At 65.0% G+C, this 15,038-nt stretch carries 15 protein-coding genes; 1 reads left to right on the top strand and 14 read right to left on the bottom strand.

Annotation, left to right across the window (positions count from 1 at the left end):
* Window positions 1-195: 195 nt before the first annotated feature.
* Complete coding sequence (locus F3I16_RS11240; RefSeq protein ID WP_160493707.1) at window positions 196-951, top strand: ABC transporter substrate-binding protein; 756 nt, start codon at window positions 196-198, stop codon at window positions 949-951.
* 13 nt (window positions 952-964) lie between these two features.
* Here the strand turns inward: F3I16_RS11240 and F3I16_RS11235 are convergent, their stop codons facing one another.
* The 14 genes from F3I16_RS11235 to hscA form a co-directional block, all read right to left on the bottom strand.
* Entirely contained in the window at window positions 965-1,753 is a 789-nt protein-coding gene (locus F3I16_RS11235) for an amidohydrolase (RefSeq protein ID WP_160493706.1), read from the bottom strand.
* A gap of 36 nt (window positions 1,754-1,789) precedes the next feature.
* Window positions 1,790-2,938, bottom strand: a complete 1,149-nt coding sequence (locus tag F3I16_RS11230) for a pyridoxal phosphate-dependent aminotransferase (protein WP_160493705.1) — start codon at window positions 2,936-2,938, stop codon at window positions 1,790-1,792.
* A 159-nt stretch (window positions 2,939-3,097) separates the two neighbouring features.
* Window positions 3,098-4,561 (bottom strand): ribosome biogenesis GTPase Der, encoded by a 1,464-nt coding sequence (gene der / locus F3I16_RS11225; RefSeq protein ID WP_160082253.1) that lies wholly within the window; start codon window positions 4,559-4,561, stop codon window positions 3,098-3,100.
* A 79-nt stretch (window positions 4,562-4,640) separates the two neighbouring features.
* Window positions 4,641-5,792 carry an outer membrane protein assembly factor BamB gene (bamB, locus tag F3I16_RS11220; protein WP_160493704.1) on the bottom strand — a complete coding sequence of 384 codons (1,152 nt, stop codon included), beginning with the start codon at window positions 5,790-5,792 and terminating at the stop codon, window positions 4,641-4,643.
* Window positions 5,785-6,420 carry a tetratricopeptide repeat protein gene (locus F3I16_RS11215; RefSeq protein WP_160493703.1) on the bottom strand — a complete coding sequence of 212 codons (636 nt, stop codon included), beginning with the start codon at window positions 6,418-6,420 and terminating at the stop codon, window positions 5,785-5,787. Before F3I16_RS11215 ends, bamB begins: the two co-directional genes overlap by 8 nt.
* Window positions 6,421-6,455: 35 nt before the next feature.
* Window positions 6,456-7,745, bottom strand: a complete 1,290-nt coding sequence (gene hisS / locus F3I16_RS11210) for a histidine--tRNA ligase (RefSeq protein ID WP_160493702.1) — start codon at window positions 7,743-7,745, stop codon at window positions 6,456-6,458.
* Between the two features lie 18 nt (window positions 7,746-7,763).
* Window positions 7,764-8,876, bottom strand: coding sequence for a flavodoxin-dependent (E)-4-hydroxy-3-methylbut-2-enyl-diphosphate synthase (gene ispG / locus F3I16_RS11205; RefSeq protein WP_160493701.1), 1,113 nt, complete (start codon window positions 8,874-8,876; stop codon window positions 7,764-7,766).
* 2 nt (window positions 8,877-8,878) lie between these two features.
* On the bottom strand, window positions 8,879-9,961 hold the full coding sequence (locus F3I16_RS11200) for a RodZ family helix-turn-helix domain-containing protein (protein WP_160493700.1): 1,083 nt from the start codon (window positions 9,959-9,961) through the stop codon (window positions 8,879-8,881).
* Window positions 9,961-10,722 (bottom strand): type IV pilus biogenesis/stability protein PilW, encoded by a 762-nt coding sequence (gene pilW / locus F3I16_RS11195; RefSeq protein WP_160493699.1) that lies wholly within the window; start codon window positions 10,720-10,722, stop codon window positions 9,961-9,963. The genes F3I16_RS11200 and pilW overlap by 1 nt, the downstream gene beginning before the upstream one ends.
* 11 nt (window positions 10,723-10,733) lie before the next feature.
* Complete coding sequence (gene rlmN / locus F3I16_RS11190; protein ID WP_160493698.1) at window positions 10,734-11,879, bottom strand: 23S rRNA (adenine(2503)-C(2))-methyltransferase RlmN; 1,146 nt, start codon at window positions 11,877-11,879, stop codon at window positions 10,734-10,736.
* A 24-nt stretch (window positions 11,880-11,903) separates the two neighbouring features.
* Entirely contained in the window at window positions 11,904-12,335 is a 432-nt protein-coding gene (gene ndk / locus F3I16_RS11185; RefSeq protein ID WP_090442892.1) for a nucleoside-diphosphate kinase, read from the bottom strand.
* A gap of 95 nt (window positions 12,336-12,430) precedes the next feature.
* Complete coding sequence (gene iscX / locus F3I16_RS11180) at window positions 12,431-12,631, bottom strand: Fe-S cluster assembly protein IscX (protein ID WP_160493697.1); 201 nt, start codon at window positions 12,629-12,631, stop codon at window positions 12,431-12,433.
* 154 nt (window positions 12,632-12,785) lie between these two features.
* Window positions 12,786-13,124 carry an ISC system 2Fe-2S type ferredoxin gene (fdx, locus tag F3I16_RS11175; protein WP_160082271.1) on the bottom strand — a complete coding sequence of 113 codons (339 nt, stop codon included), beginning with the start codon at window positions 13,122-13,124 and terminating at the stop codon, window positions 12,786-12,788.
* Window positions 13,125-13,130: 6 nt separating this feature from the next.
* Window positions 13,131-14,996 (bottom strand): Fe-S protein assembly chaperone HscA, encoded by a 1,866-nt coding sequence (gene hscA / locus F3I16_RS11170; RefSeq protein ID WP_160493696.1) that lies wholly within the window; start codon window positions 14,994-14,996, stop codon window positions 13,131-13,133.
* Window positions 14,997-15,038: the final 42 nt, after the last annotated feature.

Raw genomic sequence — 15,038 nt, 5'->3', positions numbered from 1 at the left:
AACCGCGCCCGGGGCCCGGGCGGGGCCCGGGCCGCCTGAACGCCGGCGGTGGCGGGGTTTGGGCCCCCCCCCCCCCCCCCCCCCCCCACCACCCCACAAGGGGGGCCCCCCCCCCCCCTTTTTTTTTCCCCCCCCCCCCCCCCCGGCATCGGCTCCTAGACTGCATAGCATCATGCCGACACGGAGAGCCCCACGATGCGCAAGCCCAACCTGCTGGCCCGCCTCGTCCTGGCCACGGCCCTGCTCGGCGGCAGCGGCCACGGCAGCGCGGTCGAGGTGGTGATGGCCTTCGGCGAGAAGATTCCGCCCTTCTGCTTCCCGGAAAGCGACAGTGGCATCGAGCTGGAGATCATCGGTGAAGCCCTGGCCTTCAGGGGCCACCGGCTCAAGCCGCACTACTACCCGCTGGCGCGCGTACCGCTGAGCTTTCGCCAGGGCGAAGTGGATGCGGCGATGACCGACCTGGGCCAGGATCTCAGCCAGGCCGGCGCCCACTATGGCCAACCGGCGGTGATCTACCAGAACGTGTTCATCACCCTGAAAAAGCGCCAGCTGCGCATCCAGCGCCCGCAGGACCTGGGCGGCCTCAGCGTGGTGGCCTTTCCCGGGGCGGCGCAACGCTACCCGGAGTGGCTGGCGCAGACCCAGCAGGCCGGACTGTACTTCGAGCAGAACAACCAAGAGCTGCAGGTGCTCGGTCTGAACAAGGACCGCTACGACGTGGTGCTTAGCGACCAGAGCATCTTCCGCTACTTCGAGCTGATGCTCGAACGCACCAGCCTGTTCAAGGCCCAGGCCACCGAACTGCACCACTTCGTCGAGGAAGATCCCGAGGATTACCGCCCGCTGTTTCGCGACCGGCAGATCCGCGACGACTTCGACGCCGGCCTCGAGCAGCTGAAACGCAGCGGGCGCTACCAGCAGATCTACGACCACTACCTGCAGCAGTAGCGCCCTGCGCCGCTCAGGCTTCGTCGAGGCTGAACGGATCGGCATCCAGGTGTGCCGGGAAGCGCTGCCGATAGGCGGCCAGGGCGGCCGCACTGAGGCGGGTGCGGAACACCCCGCCGGCCTCGCCCGGCGCCAGCAAGGCGTCGCCCTGGAAGTCCAGCACCTGGCTGTCGCCACTGTAGGGGTGGCCGTTGCCGTCGCTGCCGATACGGTTGACCGCGGCCACGTAGCACAGGTTTTCGATCGCCCGCGCCGGCAGCAGGCGGTTCCAGTGCTGGCGCCGCGCGGCCGGCCAGTTGGCGGTGTACAGCAGCAGGTCGGTGCCGCCGGGATCGCGGCTCCACACCGGGAAGCGCAGGTCGTAGCAGATCAGCGGGCGCACCCGCCAGCCGTTCACTTCCAGCACCACCTGCTGCTCGCCGGCGGCATAGTGCTTGTGCTCGCCGGCCATGCGGAACAGGTGGCGCTTGTCGTAATGGGCCAGGCTGCCGTCCGGGCGCGCCCACAGCAGGCGGTTGCGGTAGCTGCCATCGGCGACCTGGATGATCAGGCTGCCGCAGATCACCGAACCGATGCGCTCGGCCTGCTCCAGCAGCCAGGCGCTGGTCGGCCCGTCCTCCGCTTCGGCCAGGGCCGAGGAGTGCATGGAAAAACCGGTGCTGAACATTTCCGGCAGGATCACCAGGTCGGCGGCGCGTGCCTCGACCAGCAGCTCGGCAAAGTGCGCGCGGTTGGCCGCCGGGTCCTGCCAGGCCAGTTCGGTCTGGATCAGCGCCACGTCGAGATCGGGCTTATGGCTCATCGCAACTCCTCAAACCATTGGGGACACCCTGCCAGGTTACACCGCGCAGAGCTTGTCGGCGGCCTGGCGCAGGGTGTCCTCGCGTTTGGCGAAACAGAAGCGCACCAGGCGCAGGTCGGCCGGCGGCTGCTGGTAGAACACCGAGACCGGGATGGCCGCCACCCCGTGCTCGCGGGTCAGCCATTCGGCCATGGCCACATCGTCCAGCTCCGGACGGATCGCCGAGTAGTCGGCCAGCTGGAAATAGGTGCCGGCGGTGCGCGTGAAGGCGAAGCGCGAGCCGCTCAGCAGGTCGCAGAACAGGTCGCGCTTGACCTGATAGAAGGCCGGCAGCTCGCTGACATGCTCCGGGTGTTCGGCCATGAAGTCGGCCAGCGCCCACTGCAGCGGGGTCACCCCGCAGAAGCTGACGTACTGGTGCACCTTGCGCAGCTCGGCGGAAAGCGCCGGCGGTGCCACCACATAGCCGGTCTTCCAGCCGGTGACGTGGTAGGTCTTGCCGAACGAGCTGACCACCAAGGCACGCTGGTATAGCTCCTCGTGAGCCAGCACGCTGGCGTGCGGCACGCCGTCGAACACCAGGTGTTCGTAGACCTCGTCACTCAGCAGGTAGATGTCACGGCCACGGATCAGTGTGGCCAGGCGCTCCAGGTCCGCCGCGCCGACCAGGGCGCCGCTGGGGTTGTGCGGGCTGTTGAGGATGATCAGGCGGGTGCGCGGGCTCAGTGCATCCTGCAGGCGCTGCCAGTCAATGGCGAAGTCCGGCAGGGCCAGCGGCACATGCACGCAGCGCCCGCCGGCCAGCGTCACGGAAGGCTCGTAGCTGTCGTAGCAGGGATCGAAGACGATCACCTCGTCACCCGCCTGGATCAGCGCCTGGATCGCGCAGAAAATCGCCTGGGTGGCACCGGGGGTGATGGTCACCTCGCTATCGGCGCTGACGCGGCGCCCGTAGCAACGGGCGATCTTCGCCGCCACCTGCTCGCGCAGGGCCGGCAGGCCGGTCATCGGCGCATATTGATTGTGCCCGGCGGCAATATGCCGGCCGACCGCGTCACGCAGGGCCTGCGGCCCGTCGAAATCGGGGAAACCCTGGGACAGGTTGAGCGCGCCGCTTTCCACGGCGAGCTGGGACATGCGGGTGAAGATGGTGGTGCCGACATGCGGCAACTTGCTGGTGAGCATCAGGCCTTTTCCTGCTGACGGGCGCGAGCGGCGAGGATAGCCCATGGTCATGGCCGGATGCAGCAGCCGCGCTTATGAAAAAGGCGCAGAAGCTTATGCCTTCTGCGCCCTTTTACGCCTTGATACCCGCCTGGTGGAAACAGGCACGCCTGGCGAAGGTTACTTCTTGTCGCGACGCTTCTTTTCGGCCTTCTTGTGGTGGCTCATCAGGCGGCGCTTCTTGTTCACCTGGCGGTCGGTGAGGGTGTTCTTCTTACCCTCATAAGGGTTCTCGCCGCCCTTGTACTCGATACGGATCGGCGTGCCGACCAGCTTGAGCACGCGGCGGTAGGTGTTTTCCAGGTAGCGGGTATAGGACTTCGGCACCGCCTCGACCTGGTTGCCGTGGATCACGATCAGCGGCGGGTTGGCGCCACCGAGGTGGGCATAGCGCAGCTTGATGCGCCGACCGCTGACCATCGGCGGCTGGTGCTCCTGCACCGCATCCTCGAGGATCTGGGTCAGGCGGTTGGTCGGCCAGCGGGTGATCGCCGACTTGAACGAGGCCTGCACCGACTTGTACAGGTTGCCCACGCCCGTGCCATGCAGGGCGGAAATGAAGTGGATGTCGGCGAAGTCGACGAAGAACAGCCGGCGCTCCAGCTCGGTCTTCACGTAGTCGCGCTCGCCCGGCTCCATGCCGTCCCACTTGTTCAGCGCGATGACCAGCGCACGACCGGCCTCCAGGGCGAAGCCGAGCAGGTTGAGGTCGTGGTCGACCACGCCTTCGCGGGCATCCATGACGAAGATCACCACGTTGGCGTCCTTGATCGCCTGCAGGGTCTTCACCACCGAGAACTTTTCCACTTCCTCGTGGATCTTGCCGCGCTTGCGCACACCGGCGGTGTCGATCAGGGTGTACTTCTCGTCGTTGCGCTCGAACGGGATGTAGATGCTGTCGCGGGTGGTGCCGGGCTGGTCATAGACCACCACGCGCTCCTCGCCGAGCATGCGGTTGACCAGGGTCGACTTGCCGACGTTGGGCCGGCCGATGATGGCGATCTTGATCCCATCCTTCTCGCTCGGGCCGGGAATGCGCGTGGCTTCCTCGCCTTCGGCCACTTCTTCGTCGGTGGCGCCGTCGTCCTCGTCGCGGGGGAACTCGCCGAGCGCCGCTTCCAGCAACTGGGTGATGCCGCGGCCATGGGCGCCGGCGATCGGCAGGGCTTCGCCCATGCCCATCGGGGCGAACTCGGCGCGGGCGATGTCCGGATCGATGTTGTCGATCTTGTTCACCACCAGGTAGCTGCGCTTGTTGCGCTTGCGCAGGTGCTCGCCAATCATCTGGTCGCTGGCAGTCAGGCCGGCGCGGGCGTCGACCAGGAACAGCACCACGTCGGCTTCCTCGATGGCCAGCAGCGACTGCTCGGCCATCTTCTCGTCGATGCCCTCCTCGTCACCGGTGATGCCGCCGGTATCGACCAGGATGTAGCTGCGCCCTTCCCACTTGGCCTCGCCATACTGACGGTCGCGGGTCAGGCCCGACAGGTCGCCGACGATGGCATCGCGGGTGCGGGTCAGGCGGTTGAACAGGGTCGACTTGCCCACGTTGGGGCGGCCCACCAGGGCGATTACCGGAACCATTGGGCTCCTCCACAGCTAAATCCAGAAAACACAAAGGCCGCTGCCGTAGGACGGCAGCGGCCGGACATTGCAAAACAGCTTAGCGGATGGTCAGCGCGACCAGCTTGCCGCTGTTGCCGTAGGCGTAGATCCAGTCACCCACCACCAGCGGACGGGCGCGCAGACCGTCACCGTCAATCTTCTTGCGGCCGACGAAGTGGCCATCCACCTGGCTCAGCAGGTGCAGGTAGCCTTCCAGATCGCCGACTGCGACGTAGCTGGAAAACACTTCCGGCGCAGACAGCTGGCGACGGGCCAGGGCATCGTTGTTCCACAGGGCCGAGGTGGAGCGCTCGTCGATACTCTCGACGCTGCCACCGGCCTGGCTGACGTAGACGTTGCCGAAGCCCTGGGCCAGGCCCACGTAGCTGGACGCCTCGCGCTGCCACAGCTGGCGCCCGCTTTCGATGTCGATACCGGCCACCTTGCCCTGGTAGGTCACCACATACAGGGTGCCACCGGAGAGCAGCAGGCTGCCGTCGATGTCGACCACGCGCTCCAGCTCGGAACGGCCTTGCGGCACGGCCACACGCTGCTCCCACACCGGAATGCCGCGCTGGATATCCAGGGCAATCACCTTGCCGGTGGACAGGCCGGCGATGGCCAGGCGGTTGGTCACCACCGGGCTGCTGGTACCGCGCAGGGTCAGCACGGCCGGGCTGTTCTCGAAGATCCAGCGTTGTTCGCCGGTGCTGGCATCCAGGCCGATCAGGCGATCGTCCTGGGTCTGCACCACCACCACGTCGCCATTGGTCGCCGGAGCGGACAGCACTTCGCTGGTCACGCGGGCACGCCAGCGCTCTTCACCGGAGCCGGCGTCGAGGGCAATCACTTCGCCTTTCAGGGTGCCGACCAGCACCAGGCCGTAGCCGGCACCGACGCCGCCGGATACCGGCAGCTCCAGATCGACTTTCCAGAACACGTCGCCATTCAGGCGATCGAGGGCCATCACCAGGCCTTCGGCATCGGCGGCAAACAGGCGCTCGCCATCCACGGCCGGAGTCAGCAGGTTGTACAGCTCGCCCTGGCCATCACCGATGGAGCGGCTCCACTGGCTCTGCAGTTCGACTTCTTCCTGGAACTCAGGGAGTTCGGCAGGCGGCAGTTCCTTCTTGCTGTTGCTGCTGCACCCCACGGCCAGAACGGCCAGGGCCAGCACGGCGGCATTCTTCCAGCGCATCACGTCACGCATCCCCTTTCGCCAGGTCGTCGAGTTTCATTTGCAGGCCGCCCACGGCGGCGTCGTCGGCCAGAGCGGCCTTGGCTTTCAGGTAAGCCGCATGGGCATCGTCAGCCCGGCCGAGCTGCACCAGCAGATCGCCCTTGAGTTCTTCACGGCTGGCCTGCCAGACCTTGGCGGCTTCGCCTTCGAGCAGCTTGAGCGCGTCTTCGGCCTTGCCCTGGGCAGCCAGGACACGGGCCAGGCGCTGACGGGCCAGCTCGGCCACGGTGGCATCGACCGGCTTGTCGCTCAGGGCCTTGAGTTCGGCGGCGGCATCATCCAGCTTGCCGGCTTCCACGGCGACCTTGGCCACGAACAGCGAGGCGTACTGGGCGTAGTGGGTGCCGGCGTACTCGCTCTTCAGCTTGCCCGCCAGCTCGGCGACCTTGCCGGCATCCGGAGTGCCGCTGCCGGTCAGGCTGGTCTCCAGCAGTTGCTGATAGATCAGCGAGGCGCTTTGCGCCTGCTTGGTCTGGTAGCTCTGCCAGGCGTTCCAGCCGAATACCAGTGCCAGCGCCAGCGCGCCGCCCGTCAGCAGGGGTTTGCCATTGCGCTGCCACCAGTCCTTGATCTGCGCAATCTGTTCTTCTTCGGTCATGCTCACCCCGGTTACTCCTTGATTCTTTGAAGGCTTCAGGCCTGCGCCAGACAAGCGGCCAGATGTTCCGGCAACGCATCCCAGCTCACGCTTTGTTGTTCGCTGTCGTCGCGCAAAGGTTTGCAACCTACCACGCGGTTGGCCAGTTCGTCCTCACCCAGAATCAGGGCGAAGCGGGCGCCGCTCTTGTCGGCCTTCTTGAACTGGCTCTTGAAGCTGCCGGCACCGGCATTGACCACCAGGCGCAGGCCCGGCAAGGCGTCACGCAGGCGCTCGGCCAGGGCCAGGGCGGCCAGCTCGGCCGGTTCGCCGAAGGCGCACAGGTAGAGATCCGCCGGGCTGTGCAGATGCGCAGGCACCAGGCCGAGGGTCTCCAGCAGCAGCACCAGGCGTTCGACGCCCATGGCGAAACCGACACCGGGGGTCGGCTTGCCGCCGAACTGGCTGATCAGGCCGTCATAGCGCCCACCGGCACACACGGTGCCCTGCGAGCCCAGTTTGTCGGTGACCCACTCGAACACGGTGCGGCCGTAGTAATCCAGGCCACGCACCAGCTTCGGGTTGATCTCGTAACGGATACCGACCGCATCCAGGCGCGCCTTGAGCCCCTCGAAATGCACGCGCGACTCCTCGTCGAGGTAATCATGCAGGGTCGGTGCATCGGCGAGCAGCGCCTGGGTCTGGGCGTTCTTGCTGTCGAGAATGCGCAGCGGATTGGTGGTCAGGCGGCGCTGGCTGTCCTCGTCGAGCTGCTCGAAGCGCTCCTTGAGGTAGGCCACCAGGGCATCGCGATAAACCGCACGGGCCTCGCTGGAACCCAGGCTGTTGAGCTGCAGGGTGACCGAGTCGGCCAGCCCGAGTTGCTGCCACAGGCGCGCGGTGAGCACGATCAGCTCGGCATCGATATCCGGCCCCGGTAGGTTGAACACTTCCACGCCGACCTGGTGGAACTGGCGATAGCGGCCTTTTTGCGGCTTCTCGTAGCGGTACATCGGCCCCGCATACCACAGCTTCTGTACCTGGCCGCCGCCGGTCAGGCCGTGCTCCAGCACCGCGCGCACGCAACCGGCAGTGCCTTCCGGACGCAGGGTCAGGGATTCATCGTTGCGGTCGAGGAAGGTGTACATCTCCTTGTCGACCACATCGGTGCCTTCGCCGATGCCGCGGGCGAACAGCTCGGTGAACTCGAGCACCGGCAGGCGGATTTCCTTGTAGCCGTAACCATCCAGCAGTCCCGCCAGGGTGTTTTCCAGGTAGCGCCAGGTCGGCGTCTGCTCCGGCAGGATGTCGTTCATGCCACGAATGGCTTGCAGGGTCTTGCTCACAAATAATCCTTAGTGCGGTCAGCCGCGGGCAATCACGGCCGCGTCGGCCTCGACCTTCTCGGCCGCTTTCTGGCGGATCAGCTTTTCCAGCTGGTCCACCAGGTTTTCATTGGTCAGCTTGTGCGCCGGCTTGCCGTCGATATAGACGAGGTTGTTCGGCGTACCGCCGGTCAGGCCGATATGCGCTTCCTTGGCTTCGCCGGGCCCGTTGACCACGCAGCCGATCACCGCCACGTCCAGCGGTACCAGCAGGTCTTCGACGCGGCTTTCCAGCTCGTTCATGGTCTTCACCACATCGAAGTTCTGCCGCGAGCAGCTCGGGCAGGCGATGAAGTTGATGCCACGCGAGCGCAGGCGCAGGGACTTGAGGATGTCGTAACCGACCTTGATCTCTTCCACCGGATCGGCGGCCAGGGAGATGCGGATGGTGTCGCCGATGCCGTCCATCAGCAGCATGCCCAGGCCGACCGCCGACTTCACGGTACCGGAGCGCAGGCCGCCGGCCTCGGTGATGCCCAGGTGCAGCGGCTGCTCGATCTGCTTGGCCAGCAGGCGATAGGCCTCGACGGCCATGAACACGTCGGAAGCCTTCACACTGACCTTGAAGTCGGGAAAATTCAGGCGGTCCAGGTGCTCGACGTGACGCAGCGCCGACTCGACCAGCGCTTCCGGGGTCGGTTCGCCGTATTTCTTCTGCAGGTCCTTTTCCAGCGAACCGGCATTGACCCCGATGCGGATCGGGATGCCCTTGTCGCGGGCAGCCTCGACCACCGCGCGCACGCGGTCTTCGCGGCCGATATTGCCGGGATTGATGCGCAGGCAGTCGACACCCAGCTCGGCCACGCGCAGGGCGATCTGGTAGTCGAAGTGGATGTCGGCCACCAGCGGCACATGCACCTGCTGCTTGATCTTGCCGAAGGCCTCGGCGGCCTGCATGTCCGGCACGGAGACTCGGACGATGTCGGCGCCGGCTTCTTCCAGGCGGAGGATCTGGCCGACGGTGGCGGCCACGTCGCAGGTATCGGTGTTGGTCATGCTCTGCACCGAGATCGGCGCATCGCCACCCACAGGTACCGAGCCGACCCAGATCTTGCGGGACAGACGACGTTTGATCGGAGATTCGCAATGCATGTCTATTGACCCAGCTTCAGGCGAGCGGTTTCACCGTGAGTGAAGGCGGCCAGATCGACCAATTGACCATCCAGGCGCACCTCCGCACCACGGGCATAGCCCAGGCGCAGCTCCAGCGGGGCCTTGCCGACCAGTTCGACGCTTTCGCCACGGCGCTTCAACGCACTGAGCAGCACCTTGCCATTGGCATCGGTGAGTTGGGTCCAGCAGTTGGCGGTGAACTGCAGGTGGACCTTGACCTCGCCGGCGGCCGGCACGACAGCTGCGACCGGCTCGACCGGGGTCTGCGCCACCGGCGGGGTGGCGGCCGGCGCCGCAGGGCTGAGCGGCGCCTCGGGTGCAGGCGCAGGGGATGCCGGGGCGGATGCTTCAGGCGCGGCAACCGACGGCGGCGTTACCGCGGGAACCACGGAGGTCGTAGCAGGAGTTGGAGCAGCCACTGGTGTATCGACAACAGTCGGGATGGCGCTGGCGCCCTCGGGGGCCACAGCAGCCTCCGGCACACCGGCCTGCTCTCCGGGCAATACCGGCACCGGCAATTCGGCGGGCGTTTGCGCCGCGGCGACTGCCTGGTCTTCCAGCTCACCCAGCGGATGAATCTCGGTCGTGCCATCCGCGCCCTCGACCTCGACATGCTCGAGCCCCAGGTCGGCGGGCACCAGGCTGGCCTTGCCGGCACCGGCCTGCCACCAGAAGAATGCCCCGGCCCCCAAGGCCAGCAACAGGCACAGGCTGACGATTTTCAGGATGCTCTGCGAGAGCCGTACCGGCTCCTCGATACGACCCAGGCTGTGCACGCTGCTGCCGCTGGCATCGCTGCCGGTGAACTGGTCGAAGTCGCGGACCAGCGGCGCCTGATCCATCCCCAGCAACTTGGCATAGGCACGCACGTAACCCCGTGCAAAGGTATGGCCCGGCAGCTTGTCGAAAGCGCCGGTCTCCAGCTGATGCAGGGCCTGCTCGGTCAAATGGAGTTGTGCCGCCACCTCGGCCAGCGCCCAGCCCCTGCTCTCGCGAGCCTGGCGCAGGGTATCGCCCGGATTGACACGACTCGCCGCTACTGCTTCGGGATGCGACGTCTTCATCACTGCTCCGACAGGTATTGCTGATATTCCGGGGTGCCCGGATAGAGTCTTTTCATTTGCAGACCAAGGCTGGCAGCCAGATCACGCTCATCGAACACCTTGGCCAGTCGGATCCCCAGCAGCAGGCTCTGTGGTGTCTGTCCAGACAGCTGACTGAAACCTTCGTAGTAACTACGCGCCGGGACGTACTGTTTCTTGTCGAAATTCAGCTGGGCCATCTGCAGCAGAGACACTGGGCGCTGACTGTTCAAGCGCAAAGAACGCTCGAAATAATGCTCGGCATCATCGCGCTTGCCCAGCTGCAAAGCGGTCAAACCCAGATTCTCGAAAACCCGGGAGCGCTCGGAGTAGAGCGTGTCCTCGGAAGCCTTGAGGTAAATATCGTAGGCCTCCTGATAACGCTTCTGCTCGAACAGAAAGCCACCATAGTTGTTCAGTATGCGCGACTCACCCGAACTCAGAGAAATTGCCTTGCGATAGTGCTCTTCCGCCAGCTTGGATTCCATCTCGCGCTGGAACACCACGGCCAAGGTTGCATGCGCCTCGGCACTGGAAGGATCCAGTTCAAGGGCAGACTTCAGGGGCTCCTTGGCCTTTTCCGTAGTGCCTTGGTTCAACAGACCGATACCCAGCTGGATATAGGCATCCCGCGCCTGATTACGCCCTTCTTCCGTGCTGAGCGGATCTTTCATGCCGCCGGTGGTCACGCAACCGGCCAGCAAGCCTGCAAGCGACAGAAACAGCGCAGCGCGCAAAATCATGAACATCCCCTTCAAGTTCGATTGGTAGTGCGAGGTTCTTCAGCCTCGCTGCCCAGCTGGCGCACGGCGATATAACGCTCGCTGCGCCGGGTACGATCCTGAACCTGGCCTACCAGTTGACCACAGGCCGCATCGATATCGTCGCCACGCGTGGTGCGCACGGTGACATTGTGCCCGGCCTTGTGGAGCAGGTCCTGGAAACGGCGAATGGCGTTGTTGCTCGGCCGCTCGTAACCGGAGAAGGGGAAGGGATTAAACGGAATCAGATTGATCTTGCAAGGAAAATCCTTGAGAAGTGCGATCATCTGCTCAGCATGCTCGGGCTGGTCGTTGACGTCCTTGAGCAGGGTGTACTCGATGGTCAGGAAGCGTTTCTCGCCCAGACCCTCGATATAGCGACGGCACGCCGGCAGCAGCATGTCCAGCGGGTACTTCTTGTTGATCGGCACCAGCTGGCTGCGCAGCTGGTCGTTCGGCGCATGCAGCGACAGGGCCAGGGACACGTCGATGACCTCACCCAGCTTGTCGATCATCGGCACCACGCCGGAGGTGGACAGGGTCACCTTGCGCTTGGAAATGCCGTAGCCGAGGTCGTCCATCATGATGCGCATGGCGGCAACCACGTTGTCGAAGTTCAGCAGGGGCTCGCCCATGCCCATCATCACCACGTTGGTGACGGCACGATCGATCTTGGCCGGCACGGTGCCGAAGGATTTGTTGGCAATCCACACCTGGCCGATGATTTCCGCGGCAGTCAGGTCGCTATTGAAGCCCTGCTTGCCGGTGGAACAGAAACTGCAATCCAGCGCACAGCCGGCCTGGGACGACACACACAGGGTGCCACGGCCGCCTTGCGGGATATAGACGGTCTCGACGCAACTGCCGGACGCCACGCGAACCACCCACTTGCGGGTGCCATCGCTGGAGATGTCCTGGCTGACGACCTCGGGACCTCGAATTTCGGCACAGGCCTTGAGCTTTTCGCGCAAGGCCTTGCCCAGATTGCTCATGGCGTCGAAATCATCGACGCCAAAGTGGTGAATCCATTTCATCACCTGGCCGGCACGGAAGCGCTTGTCTCCGATGGACTCGAAGAAGCTCTCCATTTCAGTCTGGGTCAGACCCAGCAGATTGATTTTACCGGCAGTCTCAGTCATGAACTCACCCTCGCCTGTTCGCCATTAGCGAATGCGAGCGCACACCTCGGTGGCGGCGAAGAAGTAAGCGATTTCGCGAGCGGCGGAAGCCTCGGAATCGGAACCGTGTACGGCGTTTTCGTCGATGGAAACGGCGAAGTCAGCACGGATGGTGCCGGCAGCAGCTTCTTTCGGGTTGGTAGCGCCCATCAGCTCACGGTTTTTCAGAACGGCGTCTTCGCCTTCCAGAACCTGAACGATGACCGGACCGGAGGTCATGAAAGCGACCAGATCCTTGAAGAAACCGCGCTCGCTGTGCTCGGCGTAGAAGCCGGCGGCTTCGCGCTCGGACAGTTGAACCATTTTCGAAGCAACGACGCGCAGGCCGGCTTTTTCGAAACGGGTGGTAATCTCACCGATAACGTTTTTGGCAACGGCATCCGGCTTGATGATGGAGAAAGTGCGTTGAACGGCCATGTGAAACTCCAGGAACAAGGATTAAAGCGAACAAGTAAACCCGCGAATTATACGCGGGTTAGGGGGAAATGCGTAGACCGAGGGGCTGCCAGCCCTTACTCGGACTCTTCGATCCAGGCCGCCTGAATCGCCTCGAGAACCTTCTCGCCGCCACGCTGCGGGTCATCGTCGAAGTCCGGCAGGGCCAGCACCCAGCCATGCAGGTCGACGAAATTGACGTAGCGCGGATCGACATCCGGCTTGCTCTCGGCCAGTTCGATGGCGATATCCAGCACATCAGCCCATTTCAGACTCATATCATGCGCTCCTAGAAGCTTTTCAAATCTCGCGAGCTAGAGCCAGGCAAGGCGGATACAGGCGAGGACGCGGAGTTTACACAGCGTAAATGAGCAGTCCGAGCCTGCATCCAACGCAGCATGGCCGACGCGCAGCAGGCTTCGAACAGCTTCGTCAGTGACCTTCGGAGACCTGGTTGATGGTGTACCTGGGGATCTCGACCACCAGGTCCTGATCCGCCACCACGGCCTGACAGGACAGACGCGAGCTCGGCTCCAGCCCCCAGGCCTTGTCCAGCATGTCGTCCTCCAGCTCATCGGAAGGCTCCAGCGAGTTGAAACCCTCGCGAATCACCACGTGACAGGTGGTACAGGCGCAGGATTTCTCGCAGGCATGCTCGATCTCGATACCATTGCGCAGCGCGGCATCCAGCACAGTTTCGCCAGCTTGCGCCTCGAACACGGCCCCTTCCGGGCAATGTTCGGCATGGGGCAGAACGATGATCTGCGGCATTCTCAGTTATTCCTCGATTTCATTAAGTCGACGCCCGGACAGGGCCGCCTTGACCGTGGCATCCATCCGCCGCGCGGCGAAGGCGTCGGTGATCTGTGCCAGCCGCTTGACCTGCTGCTCGATGGCCGGCGTATCGGTGCCGCCAGCCAGCTCACGCAGCTCGCTCATGCACAGCTCGATGGCCATGCGCTCATCGGCATCGAGCAGGCGCTCGCCATCGGCATCCAGGGCCGACTGCACCGCCTCCAGCAGACGCTCGGCCTCGACCTGCTGCTCGCGCAGCGCACGCGCCGCCTTGTCGCCACCGGCATTGTGGAAGGAGTCCTGCAGCATGCGGGCGATCTCGCCATCGGTCAGGCCGTAGGACGGCTTGACCTGGATGCTGGCCTCCACCCCGGAGCCCAGTTCGCGCGCCGTCACCCCCAGCAAGCCATCGGCATCGACCTGGAAGGTCACGCGGATCTTCGCCGAGCCGGCCACCAGCGGCGGAATGCCACGCAGCTCGAAGCGTGCCAGGGAGCGGCAGTCGCTGATCAGCTCGCGCTCGCCCTGCAGCACATGGATCATCATGGCCGTCTGGCCATCCTTGTAGGTGGTGAAGTCCTGGGCGCGCGCCACCGGGATGGTGGTGTTGCGCGGAATGACCTTCTCCATCAGGCCGCCCATGGTTTCCAGCCCCAGGGACAGCGGAATCACGTCGAGCAACAGCAGCTCTTCGCCATGGCCACGCTTGTTGCCGGCCAGGGTATCGGCCTGGATGGCCGCGCCGATGGCCACCACCTGATCCGGATCGATATCGGTCAGCGGCTCGCGGGCAAACAGCTCGCCCACCGCGGCACGCACCCGCGGCACGCGAGTGGAACCACCGACCATGACTACCGCCTCGACTTCCTCCAGCTCGATACCGGCGTCGCGCACCGCACGCCGGCAAGCCTTGAGGCTGCGCGCCAGCAGCGGCTCGATCAGCGCATCGAACTGCGCGCGAGTCAGCTCGCCTTGCCAGCCGGCATGGGCAACCACCACCGAATCGGCGCCGGTCAGCGCTTCCTTGGCCGCACAGGCCGCCTGCAGCAGGCTGCGCTGGGTCCCCGGATCGAGATCCAGGGACAGGCCGGCCTGCTGCAGGACCCAGTTGGCGATCGCGTGATCGAAGTCGTCGCCACCCAGGGCACTGTCGCCACCGGTGGCCATCACCTCGAACACGCCGCGGGTCAGGCGCAGGATGGAAATGTCGAAGGTGCCGCCACCCAGGTCGTAGATGGCAACAACGCCCTCGGCCTGCTGGTCGAGGCCGTAGGCCACCGCCGCCGCCGTGGGCTCGTTGAGCAGGCGCAGGACATTCAGGCCGGCCAGCCGCGCGGCATCCTTGGTGGCCTGGCGCTGGGCATCGTCGAAATAGGCCGGCACGGTGATCACCGCACCGACCAGTTCGCCACCCAGCGCTTCCTCGGCGCGCTGACGCAGCGCCTTGAGAATCTCGGCAGACACCTCGACCGGGCTCTTCGCCCCCTGCACCGTGTCGATGAACGGCATGTGCGACTCGCCACCGACGAAGCGGTACGGCAATTGCTCGCCCAGCTGCTTGACGTCACTCAGACCACGCCCCATCAGGCGCTTGACCGACAGCACGGTGTTCAGCGGATCGAGCGGCGCCGCCAGCTTGGCAGCCTGGCCGACTTCGACTCGGTCGGCGTGGTAGCGCACCGCGGACGGCAGGATGACCTGGCCTTCGGCATCCGCCAGCGGCGCAGACAGACCGCTGCGCACGGCGGCGACCAGGGAATTGGTGGTGCCCAGATCGATCCCCACGGCCAGGCGGCGCTGGTGGGGCTGAGGGCTTTGGCCGGGCTCGGCGATCTGCAGTAGGGCCATGATGCTCTGGAGGTCAGGCGCGCAGCTCAGGCTGCACGGCGG

It is taken from the genome of Pseudomonas sp. L-22-4S-12, assembly GCF_009799935.1.
Taxonomy (GTDB): Bacteria; Pseudomonadota; Gammaproteobacteria; order Pseudomonadales; family Pseudomonadaceae; genus Aquipseudomonas.
This window is presented reverse-complemented; position numbering and strand designations above follow the sequence as displayed.

Bases quoted from the DNA above. Each gene is read 5' to 3' on its own strand.
- F3I16_RS11240 (WP_160493707.1), top strand. From the start codon at position 196: ATGCGCAAGCCCAACCTGCTGGCCCGCCTCGTCCTGGCCACGGCCCTG.
- F3I16_RS11235 (WP_160493706.1), bottom strand. From the start codon at position 1,753: ATGAGCCATAAGCCCGATCTCGACGTGGCGCTGATCCAGACCGAACTG.
- F3I16_RS11230 (WP_160493705.1), bottom strand. From the start codon at position 2,938: ATGCTCACCAGCAAGTTGCCGCATGTCGGCACCACCATCTTCACCCGC.
- der (WP_160082253.1), bottom strand. From the start codon at position 4,561: ATGGTTCCGGTAATCGCCCTGGTGGGCCGCCCCAACGTGGGCAAGTCG.
- bamB (WP_160493704.1), bottom strand. From the start codon at position 5,792: ATGCGTGACGTGATGCGCTGGAAGAATGCCGCCGTGCTGGCCCTGGCC.
- F3I16_RS11215 (WP_160493703.1), bottom strand. From the start codon at position 6,420: ATGACCGAAGAAGAACAGATTGCGCAGATCAAGGACTGGTGGCAGCGC.
- ispG (WP_160493701.1), bottom strand. From the start codon at position 8,876: ATGCATTGCGAATCTCCGATCAAACGTCGTCTGTCCCGCAAGATCTGG.
- F3I16_RS11200 (WP_160493700.1), bottom strand. From the start codon at position 9,961: ATGAAGACGTCGCATCCCGAAGCAGTAGCGGCGAGTCGTGTCAATCCG.
- pilW (WP_160493699.1), bottom strand. From the start codon at position 10,722: ATGATTTTGCGCGCTGCGCTGTTTCTGTCGCTTGCAGGCTTGCTGGCC.
- rlmN (WP_160493698.1), bottom strand. From the start codon at position 11,879: ATGACTGAGACTGCCGGTAAAATCAATCTGCTGGGTCTGACCCAGACT.
- ndk (WP_090442892.1), bottom strand. From the start codon at position 12,335: ATGGCCGTTCAACGCACTTTCTCCATCATCAAGCCGGATGCCGTTGCC.
- iscX (WP_160493697.1), bottom strand. From the start codon at position 12,631: ATGAGTCTGAAATGGGCTGATGTGCTGGATATCGCCATCGAACTGGCC.
- fdx (WP_160082271.1), bottom strand. From the start codon at position 13,124: ATGCCGCAGATCATCGTTCTGCCCCATGCCGAACATTGCCCGGAAGGG.
- hscA (WP_160493696.1), bottom strand. From the start codon at position 14,996: ATGGCCCTACTGCAGATCGCCGAGCCCGGCCAAAGCCCTCAGCCCCAC.